The organism is Reinekea sp. G2M2-21 (genome assembly GCF_015687175.1).
Lineage (GTDB): Bacteria > Pseudomonadota > Gammaproteobacteria > Pseudomonadales > Natronospirillaceae > Reinekea.
Map to the genome: position 1 here is coordinate 356,204 of NZ_JADPQG010000003.1, position 21,472 is coordinate 377,675.

General features: G+C 43.0%; 12 protein-coding genes and 2 pseudogenes. 2 read left to right on the forward strand and 12 right to left on the reverse strand.

The genetic code is table 11. From position 1 onward, the window contains the following. Nucleotides 1-42 precede the first annotated feature (42 nt). From IYN85_RS13840 to IYN85_RS13860, 5 genes and pseudogenes are all read right to left on the reverse strand, one after another. Nucleotides 43-1,193: pseudogene (locus IYN85_RS13840) on the reverse strand (IS3 family transposase). A 274-nt stretch (nucleotides 1,194-1,467) separates the two neighbouring features. Further along, on the reverse strand, nucleotides 1,468-1,827 hold the full coding sequence (locus IYN85_RS13845; protein WP_196159497.1) for a hypothetical protein: 360 nt from the start codon (nucleotides 1,825-1,827) through the stop codon (nucleotides 1,468-1,470). A 375-nt stretch (nucleotides 1,828-2,202) separates the two neighbouring features. Continuing rightward, a pseudogene (locus IYN85_RS13850) lies at nucleotides 2,203-3,278 on the reverse strand (IS3 family transposase). A gap of 349 nt (nucleotides 3,279-3,627) precedes the next feature. After that, nucleotides 3,628-4,359 carry a hypothetical protein gene (locus IYN85_RS13855; RefSeq protein ID WP_196159498.1) on the reverse strand — a complete coding sequence of 244 codons (732 nt, stop codon included), beginning with the start codon at nucleotides 4,357-4,359 and terminating at the stop codon, nucleotides 3,628-3,630. A 21-nt stretch (nucleotides 4,360-4,380) separates the two neighbouring features. Further along, entirely contained in the window at nucleotides 4,381-7,569 is a 3,189-nt protein-coding gene (locus IYN85_RS13860; RefSeq protein ID WP_196159499.1) for a M23 family metallopeptidase, read from the reverse strand. 1,014 nt (nucleotides 7,570-8,583) lie between these two features. On the opposite strand from IYN85_RS13860, the gene IYN85_RS13865 reads away from it, so the two are divergent. Then, on the forward strand, nucleotides 8,584-9,171 hold the full coding sequence (locus tag IYN85_RS13865; RefSeq protein ID WP_196159500.1) for a hypothetical protein: 588 nt from the start codon (nucleotides 8,584-8,586) through the stop codon (nucleotides 9,169-9,171). Between the two features lie 199 nt (nucleotides 9,172-9,370). Here IYN85_RS13865 and IYN85_RS13870 read toward each other — a convergent pair whose 3' ends face one another. The 7 genes from IYN85_RS13870 to glmU all read right to left on the reverse strand — a co-directional run bounded on the left by IYN85_RS13870 (nucleotide 9,371) and on the right by glmU (nucleotide 20,550). Continuing rightward, nucleotides 9,371-10,957 carry a Tn7-like element transposition protein TnsE gene (locus tag IYN85_RS13870; protein WP_196159501.1) on the reverse strand — a complete coding sequence of 529 codons (1,587 nt, stop codon included), beginning with the start codon at nucleotides 10,955-10,957 and terminating at the stop codon, nucleotides 9,371-9,373. 72 nt (nucleotides 10,958-11,029) lie between these two features. Then, complete coding sequence (locus IYN85_RS13875) at nucleotides 11,030-12,550, reverse strand: TnsD family Tn7-like transposition protein (RefSeq protein WP_196159502.1); 1,521 nt, start codon at nucleotides 12,548-12,550, stop codon at nucleotides 11,030-11,032. Then, the gene (locus IYN85_RS13880; RefSeq protein WP_196159503.1) at nucleotides 12,550-14,217 is read right to left on the reverse strand and encodes an AAA family ATPase; all 1,668 of its coding nucleotides are present in this window, start codon (nucleotides 14,215-14,217) and stop codon (nucleotides 12,550-12,552) included. Before IYN85_RS13880 ends, IYN85_RS13875 begins: the two co-directional genes overlap by 1 nt. Next, complete coding sequence (locus IYN85_RS26410) at nucleotides 14,217-16,289, reverse strand: Mu transposase C-terminal domain-containing protein (RefSeq protein ID WP_196159504.1); 2,073 nt, start codon at nucleotides 16,287-16,289, stop codon at nucleotides 14,217-14,219. Before IYN85_RS26410 ends, IYN85_RS13880 begins: the two co-directional genes overlap by 1 nt. Beyond that, nucleotides 16,276-17,100 carry a TnsA endonuclease C-terminal domain-containing protein gene (locus IYN85_RS13890; RefSeq protein WP_196159505.1) on the reverse strand — a complete coding sequence of 275 codons (825 nt, stop codon included), beginning with the start codon at nucleotides 17,098-17,100 and terminating at the stop codon, nucleotides 16,276-16,278. Before IYN85_RS13890 ends, IYN85_RS26410 begins: the two co-directional genes overlap by 14 nt. Nucleotides 17,101-17,224: 124 nt before the next feature. Next, on the reverse strand, nucleotides 17,225-19,051 hold the full coding sequence (glmS, locus tag IYN85_RS13895) for a glutamine--fructose-6-phosphate transaminase (isomerizing) (protein ID WP_196159506.1): 1,827 nt from the start codon (nucleotides 19,049-19,051) through the stop codon (nucleotides 17,225-17,227). A 137-nt stretch (nucleotides 19,052-19,188) separates the two neighbouring features. Next, nucleotides 19,189-20,550: a bifunctional UDP-N-acetylglucosamine diphosphorylase/glucosamine-1-phosphate N-acetyltransferase GlmU gene (gene glmU, locus IYN85_RS13900; RefSeq protein WP_196159507.1), complete on the reverse strand. Its 1,362-nt coding sequence runs from the start codon at nucleotides 20,548-20,550 to the stop codon at nucleotides 19,189-19,191. A 414-nt stretch (nucleotides 20,551-20,964) separates the two neighbouring features. Between glmU and IYN85_RS13905 the strand changes: the two genes are divergently transcribed. Next, nucleotides 20,965-21,405: a fibronectin type III domain-containing protein gene (locus tag IYN85_RS13905; protein WP_196159508.1), complete on the forward strand. Its 441-nt coding sequence runs from the start codon at nucleotides 20,965-20,967 to the stop codon at nucleotides 21,403-21,405. The last annotated feature ends 67 nt before the right edge of the window (nucleotides 21,406-21,472 follow it).

Below are 21,472 nucleotides of genomic sequence, written 5' to 3' on the forward strand. Positions count from 1 at the left end.
GTGATGAATCAGAAAAGACATGGCTGGCAAGCCCCTAGCTTCTTAGACACTCATTAGCTTCTCAAAATACTGTTTCTCGTACTCGACCGGAAACAGCCCATCATTGTTTCCATGTCGTCGAACTGGGTTGTAGAAAAGCTCAATATAGTTAAAGACTTCTGCTCGCCCTTCGTTTCGAGTCTTGTAAATTTTCTTTCGGATGCGCTCCGTTTTTAGATTCGAGAAAAAGCTTTCAGCGACTGCATTGTCATGGCAATTGCCTCGCCGACTCATACTTGCCTCCAGATTGTGGCTTTTCAGGAACGTGCGCCAATCACTGCATGTGTACTGAACGCCCTGATCAGAGTGTATGAGTACCTTCTCATTAGGTTGGCGACGCCAGATCGCCATCATAAGGGCGTCAATAACTAGATCCGCCCTAGGGTTCGCTTTCATGCTCCAGCCGATGACTTGCCGGTTGAATAAGTCGAGTACCACCGCTAAGTACAACCAGCCTTCATGGGTTCTGTTGTACGTGAAGTCCGTAACCCAAGCCTGATTTGGCTCAATGACTTCAAACTCTCGATCTAAGGTGTTAGGTGCCACCTGACTCAAGTCGCCACCCTTAAACCTTTTGTGCTTTTTATAGCCACGATGAGAGAGGATGCCGTGTTGGTGTATAATGCGATACACCCGATTCTTACCAACGTGCTCATTGTCGTCCTTGAGGTCTTTGGTGATGTTACGATAGCCGTACACAAATCCGCTTTCCGTCCAGAACTGTTTAATCTTAGTCAGCAAGCGATCGTCTTCTAATTTTCGATTAGACTTTGGTTTCTGTAGCCAGGCATAAAAACCACTGGGATGTATCTCTAACACTCGGCACATAGCGGCCACGGAAAAACGTTCGAGCCGTGACTTTATGAACGCGTATTTTTCTTTGACTCGACTGAAAAATACGCGGCGGCTTCCTTTAGTATGTCTCTTTCTTCAGTGACCCGCCTGAGCTCTGCTTTGAGCTTCCTGAGTTCATCTTGCTGGTCAGCAATGGTGTGATGCTGAGAGCTGGAGTAACCTTATTTCTTTATCCAGTCGTGAAGGCTTTTAGTGGTCACACCTAATCGATCAGCAACCTCGCTAATCTTGTAGTTACGTTCTGTGACTTGCTTGACGGCTTCAATCTTAAATTCTTCGGTGTAGCGTTTACCGCTCATAATAAGACTACCTATCGTTTTGCGTTATTGTAACGCTAACAGGTGTCTACAATACCAGGGGCTTGCCAAGGTTAAAACGGAGAAATCTCTCAAGGTCTTTTTAGCGTAAAATTTAGAGAAGGAAAATGGAATATTGCCGTACCGGACCCTACCGAATATTAAGTGTTTGTGCGATTTTAAGGAAAAATGTTACTCAATTGGAGTATATTAAAAGGTTCACGTTTATATTGAGGGCAAACTTAGGTGTATATAGAAATGTAAAATTGGGAGGGTATTAAGCAAAACCACCTAATGAAATTGTAGCAAGGTATAATTTTAGTGCCTGGATTTTTCCCGATTTTACGACTGCTTCTGCGGTCTGGTTACCAAAGGCTGGGATCGGTTCCGACCTGTACCAGGCATACGCTTCAAATTGATCTTTAGTCCATGGTCTAACTTGATTGATGATCGCAATCGCAGTGTGCAGACGTTGTTGATTTGTATTAGATCGTTGAATAACTGGGTCTTCTGCTGCGGAGCTCGGGATGTCTGACATGTCCAGTATCTCTGCGACTGTTTTATCAAAGTACCTTGCGACTAAATTAGGTTGGATAAATCCGTCTTGATCAGAAACTGATTCTAGGAATTCTAGCATTTTCCATACTCATTCTATCAGAAATTGTACGATTAATAGTTGCCTAGGTTAGCCACTAAATCAAGGGCGGTAAGTCTTTAAATGACCCGACGATAGCAAACGCCTTCTACAATTAAATAAGAAGCGTATTATGGTTAAGTTGGCTATGTCACATATATATAGAAAGTCTGGATTGGTATGATTTGACTTATGGATAGACGAGATATTTATATAACGGATTAACATATCAATGTGATATTCATGGGTATTTCTCATAACCATGCTGTAAATTCAACTCTAAAGGGGTTTTCCAGTTCTTCGAGGTCTGCGTCTATTGTTGAAAAGACGATTCTTGTGGTAATCCCCCCATTTTTAATCTTAGTTAAAAGTAGAAGATTAGGCAGCACGCTCCAATTTCATTTTTGGAGTTATGCCGCCGAGCGCCATATTAGGCCGCTCATTGTTGTACGTCCATAACCATCGTGTGGCATGGTCTTGAACCTGCGCAATGCTCTCGAACAGATATTGCCCCAGCCAGTCATAACGTACGGTTCGATTGTAGCGCTCGATATAGGCATTTTGCTGTGGTTTACCCAGCTGGATGAAGCTCAGGTGGATACCTCGCTTTTCTGCCCAAATAGCCAAGGTGCCACTGATGTATTCCGGACCATTATCGCAACGCAATACTCGTGGCTTACCTCACCATTCAATCACTTGGTCTAGTGCCCTTGTAACCCGTTCAGCTGGCAAAGACAAATCCACTTCAATGGTCAGCCCCTCGCGATTAAAATCATCCAGCACATTGAACAGGCGATAAGTACGGCCGTCTTCGAGCTGATCATGCATAAAGTCCATTGACCAGCACTGATTGATGGCCTCGGGCACCGCTAGGGCCTCTGGCTTCTCTCGAACGATCCGTTTCTGCAGGTTAAGCTCCAACTCCCTGTAGATCCGATACACGCGCTTGTGGTTCCAGCCATAGCCTTTCACATTGCGCAGGAACAGAAAGCACAGACCAAAGCCCCAGTTCTTCAGGTTATGGGTCAACCTAATGAGCCAGTCAGCGATCTCGGCGTTTTCAGTCGATAACTTGGCTTGATAACGGAAACAGGTTTCACTGATGCCCAGAGCCCTGCACGCCTCTCGAATCGTCAAGCCATGTTGCTGAATCGCTGCACGCGCCATCTCTCGGCGATGAGATGGCTTTATAACTTTCCCTCAAGCGCTTCCTTGCGGATCTCAGACATGAGGCGTTCTTCGGCATACATCTTTTTCAAGCGACGGTTTTCGTCTTCAAGTTCTTTGAAGCGAGCCATCAGCGATGCGTCCATACCGCCATACATGGCGCGCCACTTATAGAATGAGGCATTACTCATGCCGTGCTCCCGGCACAGCTCTGGTACTGGCGTGCCCGCTTCAGCTTGTTTCAGAATGGCCAGGATCTGGCTGTCGGTAAAACGTGATTTTTTCATTGCAGAATCTCCTGCGTATAGGTTACGAGAAAACTCTACTTTTGACCCCTGTTAAATTCCGGGGGGGATTACCGTCCCTTTCGGGACATTATCAAAGCCAAGTCAGATTATTGACTTGGTTAGGAAATGAATTGAATTACTAAAAGCAGGCTTCATTCCGACTTCGGTTGCCAAGGCTAAGCCACTATTAACCCTAGTAATTTTCAGGTTGGCCATGTGCTTTAGGCAGCCCTCAAGTGGATACCTCAAACTTTCTCTACTGCCCAATATACTGAGGTCCGAACTTAGCTTCTATCCAAGCCAATTGAACCACAGTATTAAATTCATAATATTAGAGTAAGTGTTCAGATCATCTGCAGAACACTCCAAGTTCAAAGAATCCGTGATCTTGTGACATTTCTTTTATGTCCGCAGAGCTTCGACTCGTCCATTTCTGAGTGACGGATATTTTCAAAGACTTTGGGGTGCCGTTACTACAAATTTTGGATCTATATAATTGCACCGTGTTGCTGCCGCATGACATCTGTAGTCGTTTAAAAATATCTTCGACAGTATTACGGTCAAGTGCATCCTTTGATGCTATCTCAGGAATTATGTTCTGATATGCGGCTCTAACCGAATCAAAACAGCTTTGTGGAGAAGTGGTTCCAAGTTTTTTAGCCTCTATTTCTTTCCAAGTATAGTTAATCAGATACTTAGCAGGACATTTTCTGGACGCGTCATATTGGTCGCCACACTTTCGGTAATGAACATACAATTCGTCACTTTCTTTAACGAAACTACGATTTATAAATTCTTTAGAGAGAATGTCATCTAGTTTAATTTCCAAGGTTGGCCTGTAGTCAGTTGAATAGCTACTGTAAGTCGTCGATGCCACATTGATGCAGTTCTCGATTTCGTCGAAAAATAACTCTGTATTCACCCCGTAATTATAGTTCCTAAAAACCCCAGTCATCGCATAGTGAACAATCGCTGTTTTGCATAATTCGAATTCGCTTATGTCATATGTATAGGTTTGAGCATTCACCATATCTGAAAACCCGAAAAAAGCTATTACAATACTTCCAATGCTACCTTTCATATCTATCTCTGCTTCAACGTCTCAATTCAGTTGCATTGAAACATCAGTTTTCATCCATTTATCGAACGAGTCCAATTTCATCAATGCATTGAGCAGCATTCGTTGCTCTTGTGTCTGATAGTAACTATGTTTCATAGAATACTTAGGAACGGGCAAGCAAATATAACTACCATTGTCATTCGTGATCTCTTTTACGAAGAACAGATAGCCCGAAGTGTTCATTTCTCTAATGTCACTTGAGAACACACACCTCCTTACTGGAGTTTTATCAGCTGAAACAAACCTCCAGCCTAAACACCCTTTTCCCTCGCCGCAATAATTCAGTGCGTTCACTACAATCTTGGCGCAATTGCTATAGTGAATGTGATTAGCCTCTTCAAACTCGCAAGTAGTTAATAGTTCGAACAAACCAGGTCGTATTTGTTTTGACATATACTCACCCACATTCAATAAGGCAGTGAAAGAGTAGGAACTTAAGTCGTCATTCAAAATGGCGTTCATGTTTTTGTCATCAGCAGGGAATCCACCCGTTAAAAGCGCCTCTTGTACCAATGCCAATTTCAATAAGTAAATTAGACGCTGGCTATCATTGTTTATCGTCCATGTAGTTCGTTCATTCATAAACTCTTCGTCATTGCTGTCCAAACTCGGAACTACATAATAAGCATTAAGCGCTATGTGGAGAGATATTGCCTCCAATAGACGTTCTATATCGATGTGTGTTCCGACTGCTTTCGAGACTGTTTTAAAATATTCAGAACTCTTTGCTCGACTTAACGGCCAGCAAGATTCAACGCGTTGGCTATTTACTGAAATAGAATCCTGATCTGATAGGCCACCTGGTATGCCCAATGACATGAGATGATTAACATGTTTGTCGTTCTGAAGGTTATTGGGGAAAAGCTCTTTGATTCTCACCTTCAGCCTATCTTGTACAGCGACAGACGTTGAACTTAAAACACTTACCCCGCAGCCTACATCAGCTAAGTAACTATTTATGCCATCCGATATACACGCTTCGAATTCTTGTTTTTGACCTCTAGTCCTCTTTAATGTTTCAATACGAAAAACTTCATTTCTGTATGCGCCACTGAGCAAGAATTCGATCATCCATTGCTCCCCCTCATATAACGGGGCGAGTTTAAGTATGCTACCAAACGCGTTTGAGCAATTAGAGTCATCTCTGTCTAGATTAACAATTTGACTGAGTTTTATATCCGCTAATAAATCGATCTGCTTTTGATCATTTTGGTTCAGCGCGGAAAAAACATCATCAACTTTCAGTGCCAACTGATCTATCTTTGTCTCTATCCTTTTCTGATTTTCCAAAACAAGATCAGTTTTTTCATGGAGTTCTAAAACAGACTCTGCAACTGCTAGAAGCTTTGAGTCTATATCTCTCAACTGATTTGAAATCGTATTTAAGGTTTCAAGTACAACTGGGTCTGTTGGAGGAGTACTTGGCATTATAACGCCTGTTACAGTTAAAGCGCCGCCACCTGAAAACATACTGTAGAGTTGCATGCCGGTGTTGATTGCGGATGATACTTTATTCGCATTATTTGAGATCTTTTGTAGTGTTTTCCGCGTGTCTTCACCCAAAGTTTTTCCTAACTCATCGTTAGCCAGTTGAATTGCTGAGGAAACATTTGTGCTAAACGACGCCACACCCTGAAGTGTTGCACGTGTGCCTTTTGCAAGAGCTATAGCATTGTATGAGTCGGAAAAACCCGCGGAAACTCTTTCTATATTCTTCTGTATCTGAGTATACTGAGTCATTACCTCATTAACTTTTTGGCCCGCCTCAGTATTTATTGCAACTTTAAGTGTATATTCCGTAATCCGTGATGAAGCATAATCCATATAGAGTAGTTCACATGCTTCATCGATTTGAATGCAATTTAACCCATCCAACTCATTGCGTATCGAGTTAATAAACCCTATAGGCAAATCGAGTTCGTGGGTCAACTGCTGAGTTAGCATGGCAAATGATTCGGTTTTAAGCTCGATATCATCGAAACTGTCAATATTTATAAACTCGGATGATTCTGGAGCGATAGAGTTAATTTGTTCATATGACTGAACAGTCATATCTAGACCAGTTATGAGCAGTGATGCAATTTTCGTCCGTTCTAATGAAGAACTTCCAGACGCTAACGATCGGTAGATTGGTAGGTCTTTAGGGCTCTTTACATATACACCGAAATGGTCATTTAACACGCCTTCGAATGACGGCTCCAAACTGGGGATTATTGGTTTACAGTGAATAAAGTCCTTTGTTGATGCTTCTCTTTCGACGTAAACACCGTCACCAAGAATCAAGCGAGGTTCTAAGAACTTTTGAGTACTGTCTAGTGTTTGATTGGGGCGCCTAACACCCAATGCTTCTCTGAAGATATTTGTCGGCTGCACCTTTAATGGAGCATAAGAATCGATAATCGCGAAATGCAGATGAACACTACGTTCACCTCGTACTCTAGCAATGTTTCCGGTAGGTGCGAGACATTCAATTTGGCCAGAAGGATTGACCCGCATTGCTTGATCTCGAATATCCTCAGGGAGATTCGAATTTGCACCTTTTAACAATAGATAACCAATTGTTTCCGACTGTGACACCGTACTTCGACAATTGGAAGTGTTATCGCAATCGGCTTTTAACTTATTTCCGTCTTTGTCGACAGGCGGAGTCGCTAAATGTGAGTATAGCGAAAGACAACCACCGTGGTCTAAAACCAGTGTATAACCGGTAAATTTATTTAGAAATAAGCCGTCTTGCGGGGGATCATCGTTAAGCTCGCTATAGACTACGCGACCGTCTGCGATGGCACTTACCGGAATACTATTTTCTCGTGCTGGCGATGACTGATTTATGAGTGCTGCTAATTTGTCGCCGGATGCTGATATATCTACTCCCCAGTGAGCCTTATATACACCGTACCTTTGAGCTAAATATTGTCCGGATAGTTTGTCTATAAAGAACTGTGAGTTGTTTAGTGGTAGTGAGGCAATTGGGAATTGGATCATTGCACATCGACTCCCTAACTCAAACTTACGTGTAAACACGGATTCTATATACTCAGCGTCGGTTTCTGTATAGTCAGCGTGAGATTGTAGTGAGTGAAAAACCAGAATGGTTGCAAACAGTATCTGCGCAAGAAAGGAAAGTTTCATATACTGAGCTCGATCCGCACACGCTTTGAGTGATAACATGCTAACTCCCTGGTCCATTGACATTGAGAGACGTCGATAAATCAACCTTGGACTTCACGATTTAAACTGTAGATTTCTTAGTCAAAGCGGTCAATTAATCGAGCGAAGTATTTGCGTCAAGCCAACCTTTATTTATTATTCAGTAAATAAGTCATTCCCAAATATCGAACTCCTATTTATATGAATGTTCTAGGGAGTGTGTTCCGCCCCCTTACCGATACATTTACGCTTTTGATTGACTTAAATATTGCTAGTAAAAGCATCGATTATTGGCGCTCTCAACTAATCAGACAAATAGGGTAAGTAATTTAGGAATTGCTATCCTAACCTTTGCCAAATTAACGTCTGCTTGTATTACTTTTAAAAATAAACCTCATTGGCAAATAATGACTGCTTTGTGTAAGTTCCCGACATTAGGAAATAGACCTTTCTATCCAGTAGATGAGAGTAATTCTTATTAAGAGCAGTGAAATAACAGTATTTTGTTTACAACAATATTGCTTTGTTAACATCTTAATTGTGTTGTTAACTACTTTTTTGTTCTCCAACATTTTCAAACCGATGTGGCTGTCCTGTATCGCATCCTTAATTAAGGGTAATAGCTGCAAACTGAACATTAAACTATCTAATCTTTAAACAGCCCATATCCGAGCTCCTTCTCAGCTAAAAGTCGTGATTTACCTCTGAGACCACCAATACCTCTGCATGTCATCCTAGCTCATTAAATCATTACCAAAACGAGTAGGACCCTTGAAATTATTAACTTCAGATGCATCAATCTCAATTTCCTTCGCTCACTTCAGAGTGAAGCTAATCTTGCTCAAAGCTAATCAAATCTATATCTCCAACCCTTTCATCAAGTGAACTTTACAATAGTTTAAAGTGATCCAATTCTGATAGCCGAATTTGTCGGCGCAAAATCAATGAGGCGACCGTTTGTAAAAAAAGCAATGAGCACATACAAATTGTGCTTATTAGACCATGTCCATGTACATAAACTGAAGAGTTAAGGATATGATAAAAATAGCGCACTTCAATTCGTTGCTAGTTTCAGCAACTCAAACCTCAATAAAAAATGAATATGAAGCTACCTATGAGACTAACGGCATTGCATTTGATATCGTTATGGATCGAGATTTTTCTAGTAAGAAACCATCAAATCGAGGGAAAGCTAATGCATACATCTACGGCATAGAAAAAGTTTATTACTGGACCGAACAGGAGATAGATTCTGTACCTAACAAGATTTTGTCTGACACAAAAAAAGTTGAGTCTGAAATCAGCGAAGACCTCCCTGAATTATTGAATCTCCCAAAAGGATGGAATATTTCAGTTAAAGATCGCCTGGAATGTAAACTTGAATACTATGACCCATCTGGTACCCAGCATATCGGCAGTTTTGACCTAGGTGCAATGCTGACTCTGGGCGACTCCATACTATACTTAATGCATAGAGAACATAGACTAAATACGCAAATCGGGGAGATAGAGACTTTTTATGGGGACTATAAGGAATTCCTTATTACATCCGTCGAACAAATATCTTCAGTCCTTGTTTCATTCCCAACTAACACGACAATATTCCACCCTTTAATTATGTGAGGGAATTTAAAAATGCTTGTCGCTTTCGTAGTTAACAATTTGGATCTCTACTTCAACCAATGTGGATAGCCGATACATTATGGTAAACTATTGGAGTTTACCACCTAAGTCACCAAAAGGTCGATCCAAACCAAAAGCTAGTTGTTGGACCTAGGTTAGCAACTAGCTGGCTCCCCACAAATACCTATTCAAATTAAACTCATATTAAAAGTGGCAAATTAGATATAAATCTGGCTGCCCATGACTCTATCTCGGCACTACTAAACTCCTGGCTCCGACCTTTCACGGGATGATTTAAACGAAAATATTGCACCTCCCCTCTATATTTATCCAGGAGCTGTGATGGCCAGTGAAGGGAGTTGGTCATGAGTCCTTTAACAACCGAATTCAACGAAGTGAATAGAACTTCATCATTGTGAGAATACAAAACTAAAGTCGAAACGTGATCCGCCTTGTCTGAGATATCGACTTCTAACACTACAACATACTTGGTAGCAACTTTCAGTTGACACACCAGTAGTGATCTAGGATTCAAACCGTCAGTCAACAGATGGTTTTTCGAACCAGCTATCATAGGCAATGCATAGATATTCTTTGAAATAGACTGAAATCGATATCTGCTGACTAACACATTGATCATTTTCTCGATATCTAAGAAAGCAGGATGCCCACTATTATCTTGAGCATTTGGTCCAATTCCAACTCCCTGACCTTCCCCCCCAAATGCAGAATCGCCTACGGTCGTACCTACGGAATCAACATCACTGACCTCTTTAACATCAGTCAGTCGGTCAACTACTGTTACGACAAACTCTCTGCTGATAAGCGGTGCTTCTTTAAAAACAATATTAGTGGGCTTATAGTCAATTTTGGCGTATTCTCGATCGACACTCGCATCTTCCATGGCACCAAAATCTACATCTACCAAATCATTACTTACTGCAGTACTCGGTTTCAATCTATCGCTTGGAATACTGCTGACTCTCTCTAATGGATAGTGGAATTCAATTGGACGGTCGGCCGAATGAGATACACCTACAATGCTTATAATCTCATTGACCAAATATTGAGACGATGTCGACATTTTACTTGCTCGAACCAACATTTTTGCACCAAAAAGCCCTGGGGGTTGAAAGTCAAATACAGATTCCTCTTCGCAAGAGCTTGTGTATTCTGAATTAATGATTAATTTCATTGCAATAGAATCAAATGACCGCCGAGCCTTTTCGTTCAATAACATCCAACTCAGGACCTCTAGGCTGCTATCGCTATTAAAATGCGCCTGAGGGTAATCAGCTCCACTTAGAATGCTTATTTTTATTTTGGACTTAGTCTCTTCAATGTAGAACTCCTCATTCAAAGAATTATGTCTCACAGACAATCTTGCAAAATAAGAGTCTTTTAAAAATAAAGCTCTCGCCAGTTCAAATGCGGGAACGAAGTAAAGCGTACCAATACTATTCAGTTCATAATATGAGCATCTAGAGTTGAGTTCTGAAGGGGGCTGCGCCCTCTCAATGTCATCGTAGATGTCGATCCAACGGACAATATCCAATTGACTTTCTTCAGTTTTGTCACTACCACTTGGATTGAGCACCTTACCCTTCACGAGAAGTGGAGCCACGGAAATTCCTACATGTGTGGTCATCCCATCCTCAAAGCCCACCTCAATAGACCATTTCACATTACCATCAGAGCGCCTCTTAAAGCATCCAACATAATCGACGACAGAGTCCATTATCTGCGCACTACTGCCAGCTTTCTTTCTGTGTTCCTTCTTAGTCAAAGTTATAGCTCCCTTTTTCTATTTCCTTACCTTTCGTAGAGTCTCGATTCACGCAGGCACATTTTCATTAACTTACTTACTGGAGTCGTAACTCATGATGTCATCTAAGATCCGCTCCGCTAATGGTGTAATTGTATGTTCACTCAATCCCGCTCGACGGAGCAATTGCCATCGCTTAACATTTTCACAATTCTTTTTCATTTCAATATATACACGTGTCAATCTGCGAGATTGATACTCCGCAACACTTTCTGTATATGTACTGATGATTACCTTGCATCGCGGAAGCCGAAATAGGTTCTTTCTGACAGTGGCGTACTGTCCGAGCCTATGTAGCAACAATGTTGGGGTAATACGAGGTGTATCCAGTCTTTCACGAAGTTCCTCACCTAACTTCTTAAGCTCGCGCGCTAACTGCCGATCCCGATCCAGCCAATTAACTCGCTTGCTGACAACCGGAGACTTGTTTCTAAACCCGTCATTAATACGCATGAGCCAGGCGTAATGTCTTCTGTATAATCGTGCGTAGAGGGCAGGGTATTTTTGTCGAGCAGCTTTGGGGGCAAACCTCGCCACTAACTGTTGCCACTGTATCTGATCTTGATTTAATAATGCACCACTCGTCGAAGCACTTGTAACTTGTACAATCACTTCGATTCCGTGCTGCGGCGCTGCGAGGTTAATTGCTTGCTGAACAGCCTCCTGAATACCTAGCTTTCCGTCAGTGAGGGCGCCAATTGCAATAATGTGTGCAGCATAGCTGAAACAGTGCCTGTGCTTACGAAAGAGACTGCACGTCCATGATGTATCGGAAACTGTTGGATAAAAATTGCCTTGGGTAAGCCAGCTAGTCTTCCAATATTGGATGACGGCTTGCCTGATTCCGGAGTGATTTATTCGAGAACCAGTCATGAACCCTGTATCATTTGCCAATTGCTTGTAAAACTCAGTCCACTTTTCTTGACCAATTCCTTCTACATCAAACTTAAACAGCTCTTCAGCTTGTTCTGAAAACAAAAAATCTGAATTTTCAACCCTTTCTTCACTTAGAACCGTAGCTTCCGATACAGGGTAATACCTATGCCGATGCTCTCCTTCAAGAGTTATGTTTGTCTTAATCAATGGACCATGCTTCGGACAACACCTGACTAATGGGGTTTGCCAGATGCGCTTCCAAAACCCTTCGCCATAGTCTGCATACTGGAGCTTCAAGCACTTTGAGCAAAAGTACAGATGACGTTTGGTTTTCAACCTAGACGCAGCGGCACCACTTGCCAAGTGAGCCGCACCATTAGAACGCGTCGACATACAGCGTTTTAGTGCCTCGTTGCGTTCGGCTGAACTGAAAGGCGCGTAGAGAGGCCACAAGGTGTGTCGGCTGATAAGCCTCTGGACGTTGAAATCAGGAATAAGGAAATATTGGTTTGCAATTGATTGTAAATGGCTCGGTAAATCTATCGTTGCAATCACTTTACGATTGCCAAATACATGGTCTAACAATCGTTTTGGGGACGTTTCTCCTTCGTGCACACCTGATCTGGCAACAATGCTATACACCAGCTCCTCTGGATATGGGACCGGAAATCCGAGCATTAATAACCGCTTGCCCAGCCATCTAGGTCAAACATTTCACCCATTTGTTCCAGTCTTTCTACGAGAGAAAGGTTTTCCTCTTCACAATATGCATATTGGTATCTCAAATCGTCTACGCCCAATTGAATCCAATCTCTCCTCGGAACTTTCGTGATTTTTTTGACTATTGCTGGTTTTTGGGGAGTAGCGCCACCAACTCTATTCCACTCGATCAAAAGTTGAATGAGTTCAGAAAAACCCAAACCAGGGTATTCTGCGACTACATTTTTTACGAGACTTTCTAGTTTTTCTTCCTTCCACCCCGGTTCGATCTGCAGCATCATATTAAAGAGACGTAGAGCAGTAGGGTTTCCTTCGAATCGTTTCTCATCCTGACTCTGTAGATTCTCGATAATATGGCTACTTAATTGGATAACGCGCTTCTCAATATCCGAAATGCAAAGATCCGAGTATTTAGTGATTCGATCTGCATCGCCAGACCTTAAGGCTTCAAGCATCGGATGTACTGGCTTTAATTCTTGCTTGTACACAGACTGCAAAATGCTTTTGGTTATTCGTTCTTTTTTGTTGGCAATCGCACGTAATTGAGCCAATACGAATAGCTTAATTACAATATCGAGTACTCCTTGTGATAGATCATACCAACATTCCCTTATCTCATCAGTCAGAGGATCATCACCATGCCTCAACCACTGGTATTTCCATAAGTCGTCGGTGAAACGTAACCAATTTGGATTGACGAATTCAATAATATCTTTTTTGACATATTGGGGAATTGTCTCCCAGTATATGGAACCAAGTCCGACGCTTCGCCGTCCTGATTGCAATTCCAACTCAAAAATGGGGCGAGCTTTTGGTGTACCCACAAGAACGATCGGAATCCCTACTTTATTTACAAGTTCAACAAAGAACTCTAGCATTTGCTCTTTACCACCAGAACGCACTTGGCTTAAACGTTGTATCTCATCGATGACTAAGATTCCAATGGCTCGGTTATTCGCAGTCTGCTGCATAAGTGCAAGCATCTTAGGAACAGAAAGACGTTGCTTTGCATAGTGTTGCTCGTAGCTTGTACCCAATACGCTGTCAACAGCTCGAAAGAAATTCAAACATAAGCTCTCTAGATCGCCATTACTTGGACACTCTATTTTCAAATGAACTATTTGAAAGATATTGTGTTGCTCATGAAATATCACTTGTGGGTAGATGTCTAATACGCGCTCTAACGATTTGCTCTTACCTGCTCCAGAAACACCAATTAGCGACATACTTCTCGCAGTAGTTTTTTCAACTGAGAAGTTAGCCGAAGCTTCTCCACCCGCCATTAGTCGTTCATAACCTTCCTGCAACTTTCTATTTAAGGATCCATCACTTAGATTCCTTCCGACATAGCCCATTCGCAACATGAGGTCAATTTTTTCTTGAAGTTGAATATGCTGACCGAGAGGCTGAAAATAGTCGTCTAGTAGTGAGACTATGTTATGTATACGGATCGAGGATTTTTCTAACCGTTCAGAAACGTGATATTTAACCCACCCTTTAATTTTCTTTCCTACTCTTTCGGTCGAAAGGATTGGAGGCAGGGCTTGGATAAACGGATTGCCTTCATATCGACTCACACCCGTATTCTTATATTTGGCATTTACGTAGTTGATCGGATTGGCCATTAATCCTCCCCTGGATCAAACAGTTCATCAATATAATCTGGATAATCATCACTATCATCTGGCGGATACAGATTAACAATTTTGGAGGGGTCCTCATTTTTTACAACTCTAGGACGTCGTTGGTCTCTCTCTTTCAATAGTTGATCCGCCCGAGCTCGCCCGACACCCCTCATGCGTTCGGTGTTTGTAGTTGTCGCTGTTGGAGTCTGCTTAATAGCAGACGTGATAATTTCTTCAACTCGGTTCTCATGCTTTCGACGCACTTCATCCGCAACTAACTGATCTTTCGCTGCCTGAACTTTTTTTAGTTCTTGTTTGCGCCAAACTTCCCAAAATGTACATCCACGATATTCTCTAGACAAATCTGAAAGACGACAAACCCAATATTTGCTACTGCCCTTAGTGTGAAATAAGTAGACTTCATCAGCGAAATTCGGGTCATATGCTATATCAACACTTCCTGGTCTCGGGGTATTTCCAGTGCGATGAAGCCATCCTAGCTCCAACATCTCTTTCGATGAATAATAAAGACCAAAAACACATACACCCTGGATTGAAGTACTTGCACTTACCCTCGGCAGCAATGCAATACGGACTGCTTCAGGATTCGCTTTACGCAATCGTCCAGTTCGATTCTGTAATCCCCAATTCCATAAATGCACTGGGACTAATGGCAAATCTGCCGGCATATCCCCAGCTCGATCATATTTGTTCATGGGATCAACGAAGTTGCGCATCACTATAGACGATACGATGATTTCTTTGAATTCGGATATAGTCAGAGCACCATCCAACCAATAGTTCTTTCCACCGCGCTTAAGAACAGTAAGGCCAGTTACTTCACCAGGCGCAAATCCTTTGAACTCAGCTTGAACGGTTCTGAATCGCCGCTCCACAATACCCTTCGCGTCGCCACGATATGGGGCTGTATTCTCAATACGGACTTTATGTACCGATTCAAGTCCCTCGATCTGGTACCCCTTGAGCTCACCTCGATCCGCGAGAACTGCCTCGGGCAATCCAGGAGCGGGCCATGTAAAACTGTCAGTATCAATTTCCAAGTTTTTGAAAACATAATCTTTTTCGGTTAAAGCTAAATACAACGCTTGAATTGCCGCTACATAGGAAGGATTTTCAAAACCAATATACCAACCTACAATAAACCGAGAAAAAACATCAATGACTACATAAATTGTTGGTCTGCCCACTGGTTGATTGCGATCAAGATCTGAAACCAAAATAATATCCGCAATTGTCGCATCTATTTCGTATCGTGAGCCTGGTCCCATTGCCTGAGTTGTCGCTGTACTTGTAAGTGGGCGAATATCCTTGTTATAAACATTCTCTGAGAAGCTAGCTTTAACTTTTTCAACATGGTTATATTCACGTTCAAAGAAATAACTCATTTGGCGTTTAGTTGGTTTTTCTGACGCTGGCACATTGGGAAATACCTGTTCGTATATCCCTTTAAATTTACGGTGAGCATAAGCGATTGAGAAATTTTTCTTTAAAATATATCTGTCGATGACTATCCGAAATAGTTTCTCGGTTTGATCATCTATTTTTGCACCAACACCTTCCATATACACCCGAGGCCGGCCAAGTTTCTTGCCTTTAGCCCTTCTGGTTTTCCCCTTAGCGCCCGAGTTTTTATAATCTGGTAGTAACGCATTTGGCGTTTGACCACGCTGCCAAAAGCGGCGAATCAAAGTATATACGTATGGACGAGACACCTCATTAGTCGACAACACTTCCGCAATGAGCCGACTACGTACTTTTTTAATATGAAAATTGGCATTTTCAACGATCGGAGCGATTATTCGATAATTTCTATTTCTAATTATTGCTTCTTTCGACTGTTTTTCTGGTAGCAAATATTGGACATATTCGAAAGGATCTTGCGCGCGAGTAATTTTCTCTTGCAGTATTAAATCGTGCAGCTGAGTTAGGGTTATAAAGTCTGGGAATGCTTTTTGATCATCAATGGATATCCAGATAACATTGCGCTCAATTATCTTTAAGACGCGGTAGAAATCGCCATTGAAAATTAGCACTTCGTTAACTTGAAACACGCCACCCTCCTCTTAGCGACTCAAAGTCCTCAGCAACTAAGTCCGAACAGCGTAATTCTGTGAATGGCTTAAATATGTCAAAGTGAAAATAACGTCGCGCTAACAGCAGCTTCAATTGAGCCAAGCTTTCACCGAGATCCAGCTGATAGGATGCATCTATTGACTTGCAAATATCAATAACTCGAATAGAGCCACTTCGTGATATCTGATCCTGGAAAAGATTAAAAGACATATGAAGCTCATCATAATCAACGTCATCTTCCATATAGTTATATAGAACATTAATATTCTCAAAAACTGTCCGCGGTATTTGCGCTTCAGTAACCAGATAAAAAGGAATTCTCTTTTCGCGCCAATATTCCCGCTCCACTTGCAGCTTCTCGACAGTTCTAGAATCGTTGAATAGTCCCTTAGGCTTGACCTGGATAACGAATTTTGAGTTGTTCTTTTCGTTAGAATCAACCACGAAGTCGCTACTCATATACTGATCGATACCGCGTTCATTAGGATGAGCAATTCCTAAACGTCGACAAATTTCTCGAGTAGTATCGCGATCAAGGGGAAACTGCTCACGAATATCGGAGGTTGAACGCCGCCATTGAAGTAGAAAGTATGTTGCGAGTTCCAAATCGGAAAGAAGGTGGTGAATACGTTGCGTTAAATGACCAAATACCCTATGAGAGCGGCCTTTTGAAGGAACATCGCGAATAGTAAGCCACGGCTTATATTCTGCCCCGGCACCTCGACCTCTACCTTCCTTGATCCAGCTTTGGTTCTTAGCTTCCGAATTCCAGTATTGCTTCCTGCTCATACTAAATTGCCACCTGAACTGACTTACAATGTAAAGTAGCTCAGATGGCAAAAGTTAATAACTTTATTGTTTTGTTAACAACTTTATTGTTCACCTACATTTCTGGTAGCGCAACGATACGGAATTACTCCACCGTGACTGACTTAGCTAGGTTTCGAGGCTGATCCACATCGGTTCCTTTGATGATGGCTACATAATAACTCAGCAGCTGCAAAGGAATGGTGTATAACACGGGCGCCATATAGTCGCTGATGTGATCCATTTCCAACACCTTGACACCCTCACCACTTTTGAACCCGGCGTTCTTATCAGCGAACACATAAAGCTGGCCGCCACGGGCTCGGACTTCTTCCATATTGGACTTCAACTTCTCAAGCAGTTCGTTATTAGGCGCTACCACAATGACTGGCATGTCATCGTCAATCAGTGCCAAGGGACCATGTTTCAACTCACCTGCAGCATATGCTTCAGCGTGAATGTAAGAGATCTCTTTCAGTTTGAGCGCACCTTCCATCGCGATAGGGTATTGGCTACCACGGCCTAAAAACAAGGTGTGATGTTTATCCGCAAAATCTTCCGCCAGCTCTTTAATTGCCGGCTCCATCTGCAGTGCCTTTTCGATCTGGACTGGCAGTTCTGTTAAGGATTTGGTGATTTCCTTTATAAGTGCAATATCAACTCCGCGATGCTTAGCGATGCTCAATACCAACAGCATCAAACCGGCCAGCTGCACAGTAAATGCCTTCGTGGAAGCAACACCAATTTCTACACCCGCGCGCATCATATAAGCAAGATCTGATTCACGAACCAACGAGGACCCAGGAACATTACAGATGGTCAGAGAACTCATATAACCTGATTCTTTAGCTAACCGCAATGCTGCCAATGTGTCTGCGGTTTCGCCAGATTGCGAAAGCGTCACTAGTAGTGAATTTGGCAATACGACTGATTTTCGATAGCGGAATTCAGATGCAATTTCAACCTGACAAGGGATGCCGGCAATTTCTTCAAACCAATAGCGCGCGGTCATGGCGGAATTATACGAAGTACCACAAGCGATTAATTGAATGGCTTCAACCTTGCTCAGAATCTCATTGGAATTGACACCAAAGGCTTCCGTTACGATCTCGTCACCAATAACTCGACCGTCCAACGTGGCGGCGAGTGCTTTCGGCTGTTCGTGAATCTCTTTCATCATGAAATGACGAAATTCGCCTTTATCGCCAGCATCGTGTTTCACATCACTTTCCGAGGCGTCACGCTCAACAGGCTGATCATTCAAATCAAAAATCTGTACGGATTTGCGCGTGATTTCCGCCACATCCCCTTCTTCAAGGAATGCAAAACGACGGGTTACCGGCAGCAACGCCAATTGGTCAGATGCGACAAAGTTTTCACCGATACCTAAACCTATAACCAAAGGTGAACCAGAACGAGCAACCACCAATCGCTCAGGATCGCGTTGATCGATCACGGCAGCACCATAAGCGCCGACCATTTTTTTACGAGCGTGCTGCACCGCTTCAAGCAAGGAATTTGCTGTTTTCAGTTCTTCGGCTACTAAGTGCGCAATCACTTCGGTATCAGTGTCAGATGTGAACACATAGCCTAGCTCTTTGAGTTGCGAGCGCAGGTTTTCATAGTTTTCAATGATGCCGTTATGAACGACAGCAATATTGGAAGATACGTGAGGGTGTGCATTGGTTTCATTTGGCTCACCATGCGTTGCCCAACGGGTATGCGCGATGCCCGTTCCGCCGGATAACGGCGCATCAACCAACGCTTGGCTTAATTCAGACACCTTACCTACCCGGCGTACACGACCTAATTCATTGTTGTGAATAATAGCCACACCGGCCGAGTCATAGCCCCGGTACTCTAATCGACGGAGGCCTTCAACCAATATATCTGAGACATCCCGTTGTGCCACAGCGCCTACAATTCCACACATAATATTTTCCTTTCATTCCATTGTTACGTTTCCGACAAAACTTAATGGTTCCGACCAATAAGCCATGCTGGACGTACGGTGTTTAGTTAACGGCACCGCTCAAAGGTCGGCGCCCGTTTCAGAAATTCTTTGACAGATCAGCCTTTCTTTTCAGGCTTTTGCCAATGCGATAAAGACACCTGCCGTGCTCTGCCAACGGTCAGTTGGTCAGCCGGTGCCTTTTTGGTAATAACCGAGCCCGCCCCGATGAAAGCGCCATCCTCAATGTTTACCGGTGCAACCAAGGTTGAGTTGGAGCCAACGAAAGCGTTGTTACCAATGAGCGTTTTAAATTTGTTAACCCCATCGTAGTTGCAGGTTATGGTACCGGCCCCAATATTGGCACCATGACCAATATCAGTATCGCCAATATAGCTCAAATGATTAACCTTGCTACCTTCCCCGATAACTGCTTTTTTTGTTTCAACAAAATTGCCAACTTTGCTGCCGTCACGCATTTCAGTTCCTGGCCGAACTCGGGCGAACGGACCTATCGTAACCAGAGAACCAATGACCGCTTGATCCACTACAGAATTCGGTTCAATAACGGTTCCTGCACCTATAGTTGAGTTGCGAATAACACAATTAGACCCAACAACGACATTGTCGCCCAACGTCACCTCACCTTCGAAGACACAATTGACATCAATCCAGCAGTCTTGACCGGTTTTGAGCGATCCACGCACATCGACCCGAGATGGGTCTTGTAAGGTCACTCCAGCAACCATAAGGCATTCGGCAACCTGGTCCTGATACCAACGCTCCAACTGCGCCAATTGAACTCGGTTGTTGACGCCGAGCGTTTCTTCTTCGTCAACAGGGTGCACCGTTTGCACGGCAACACCTTCAGCAACAGCCATTGCAATCAAATCAGTCAGGTAGTATTCGCCCTGAGAGTTATTGTTGGACAACTTGGGAAGCCACTCGTGCAGCATCCAGGCCGGGACAGCAATTATACCGCTGTTGATTTCATCAATTTTCAGTTCTTCTTTGCTGGCATCTTTATGCTCAACGATACTTTGAACGTTTCCACCGGAATCACGCACAATTCGACCATAGCCGGAAGGGTCTTTCACATTAACAGTGAGCAAACCCATGCTGTTCTTACTAACTTTTGAGACGAGAACTTCCAATGTTTCTTTTTTGGTGAGAGGTACATCGCCATAAAGAATCAAAACGGCGCCTTCTTTAGGCAGTTCCGGCAAAGCCTGAGCCACTGCATGCCCGGTACCTAGCTGCTCCTTTTGCTCACAAAATTTGATCGATTGGTCGGCAAAATACTGGCGCACCTGCTCTGCACCATGCCCAACAACCATTGAGATGTCCGAAGTAAATTGACGCGCGGTGTTCACCACATGAGCTGCCAGTGGTCGCCCTGCCAGACGATGCAATACTTTCGGCAACGCCGACTTCATACGCGAACCTTGGCCTGCTGCCAATACAACTACGCTGACTTCCATATCATTTCCTCTTGTCTTCATGTCGTTTCAATAATGTCGGCCATTCTAGGCACGCAAACATTATTAGCAAGTAAAGTTACGTCAATTTTTTTTTGACAATAAACGAAATCCAATTCTAAGCAACCCCAAAATCACCAAATGCGTTACGACTTCACCAACTGAACATCGTCCGCTATCGACAAAACAGTCGACAGGCAATGTCAATTATTTGAATGCACTCAGCAAACTGAGTATCTGAGCACATACCAAGTTGAATACGTCAACCATGCGACAAAAAACACCCATCTAAACGCCAGATATACGACTTTTGACACAAAAATGTCACCAACAGCACAAGCGGAACTACGTCACACGTATAAATTCAGCGGGTCCGTACCATTTGCACATCTTTTGACCAACTTAAAGGCCAAACACATGAAAGCAATCCAACTTTTAACCTTAATCGCGTTGTCCACTATATTAGTAGGCTGCCAGATTGAAGTTACGCCCTTGGACAATGCTGGATTGACAAGCCAGGCAACAAACATAACTGAAACAGACAGCAAAGATACCGGCGGTGAAATGGAGAATGGTGAAAGCAATATCACCGCCAGCTCTGTAACGCTGTATTGGAGCGCGCCCGTAGAGCGTGCCAATGGAGCAAACATAGCGACCAGCGAAATCGGTGCCTATGAAATTCGCTACAAGAAATCGTCAGAGACCAGCTACACAAACGTTGTTATTAGCAACACTAGTGTTGCTCAGCATGTTATTGACGGCTTAGACGATGCGACTTTATATGAATTTGAAGTTGCCGCCATTGATACAGACGGGCTGTATAGTAATTTTGTTCTGGCCTCACCCCATTCACTCTAAAGCGAGCGCCACTTTACTTTCTCTAACTTGCCGAACGCGGACAACTCAAAAAAACAACCACATCTAA

Excerpts from the sequence above, each read along its gene's own strand:
- IYN85_RS13845 (WP_196159497.1), bottom strand. The coding sequence starts at position 1,827 with ATGCTAGAATTCCTAGAATCAGTTTCTGATCAAGACGGATTTATCCAA.
- IYN85_RS13855 (WP_196159498.1), bottom strand. The coding sequence starts at position 4,359 with ATGAAAGGTAGCATTGGAAGTATTGTAATAGCTTTTTTCGGGTTTTCA.
- IYN85_RS13860 (WP_196159499.1), bottom strand. The coding sequence starts at position 7,569 with ATGTTATCACTCAAAGCGTGTGCGGATCGAGCTCAGTATATGAAACTT.
- IYN85_RS13865 (WP_196159500.1), top strand. The coding sequence starts at position 8,584 with ATGATAAAAATAGCGCACTTCAATTCGTTGCTAGTTTCAGCAACTCAA.
- IYN85_RS13875 (WP_196159502.1), bottom strand. The coding sequence starts at position 12,550 with ATGCTCGGATTTCCGGTCCCATATCCAGAGGAGCTGGTGTATAGCATT.
- IYN85_RS13880 (WP_196159503.1), bottom strand. The coding sequence starts at position 14,217 with ATGGCCAATCCGATCAACTACGTAAATGCCAAATATAAGAATACGGGT.
- IYN85_RS13890 (WP_196159505.1), bottom strand. The coding sequence starts at position 17,100 with ATGAGCAGGAAGCAATACTGGAATTCGGAAGCTAAGAACCAAAGCTGG.
- glmS (WP_196159506.1), bottom strand. The coding sequence starts at position 19,051 with ATGTGTGGAATTGTAGGCGCTGTGGCACAACGGGATGTCTCAGATATA.
- glmU (WP_196159507.1), bottom strand. The coding sequence starts at position 20,550 with ATGGAAGTCAGCGTAGTTGTATTGGCAGCAGGCCAAGGTTCGCGTATG.
- IYN85_RS13905 (WP_196159508.1), top strand. The coding sequence starts at position 20,965 with ATGAAAGCAATCCAACTTTTAACCTTAATCGCGTTGTCCACTATATTA.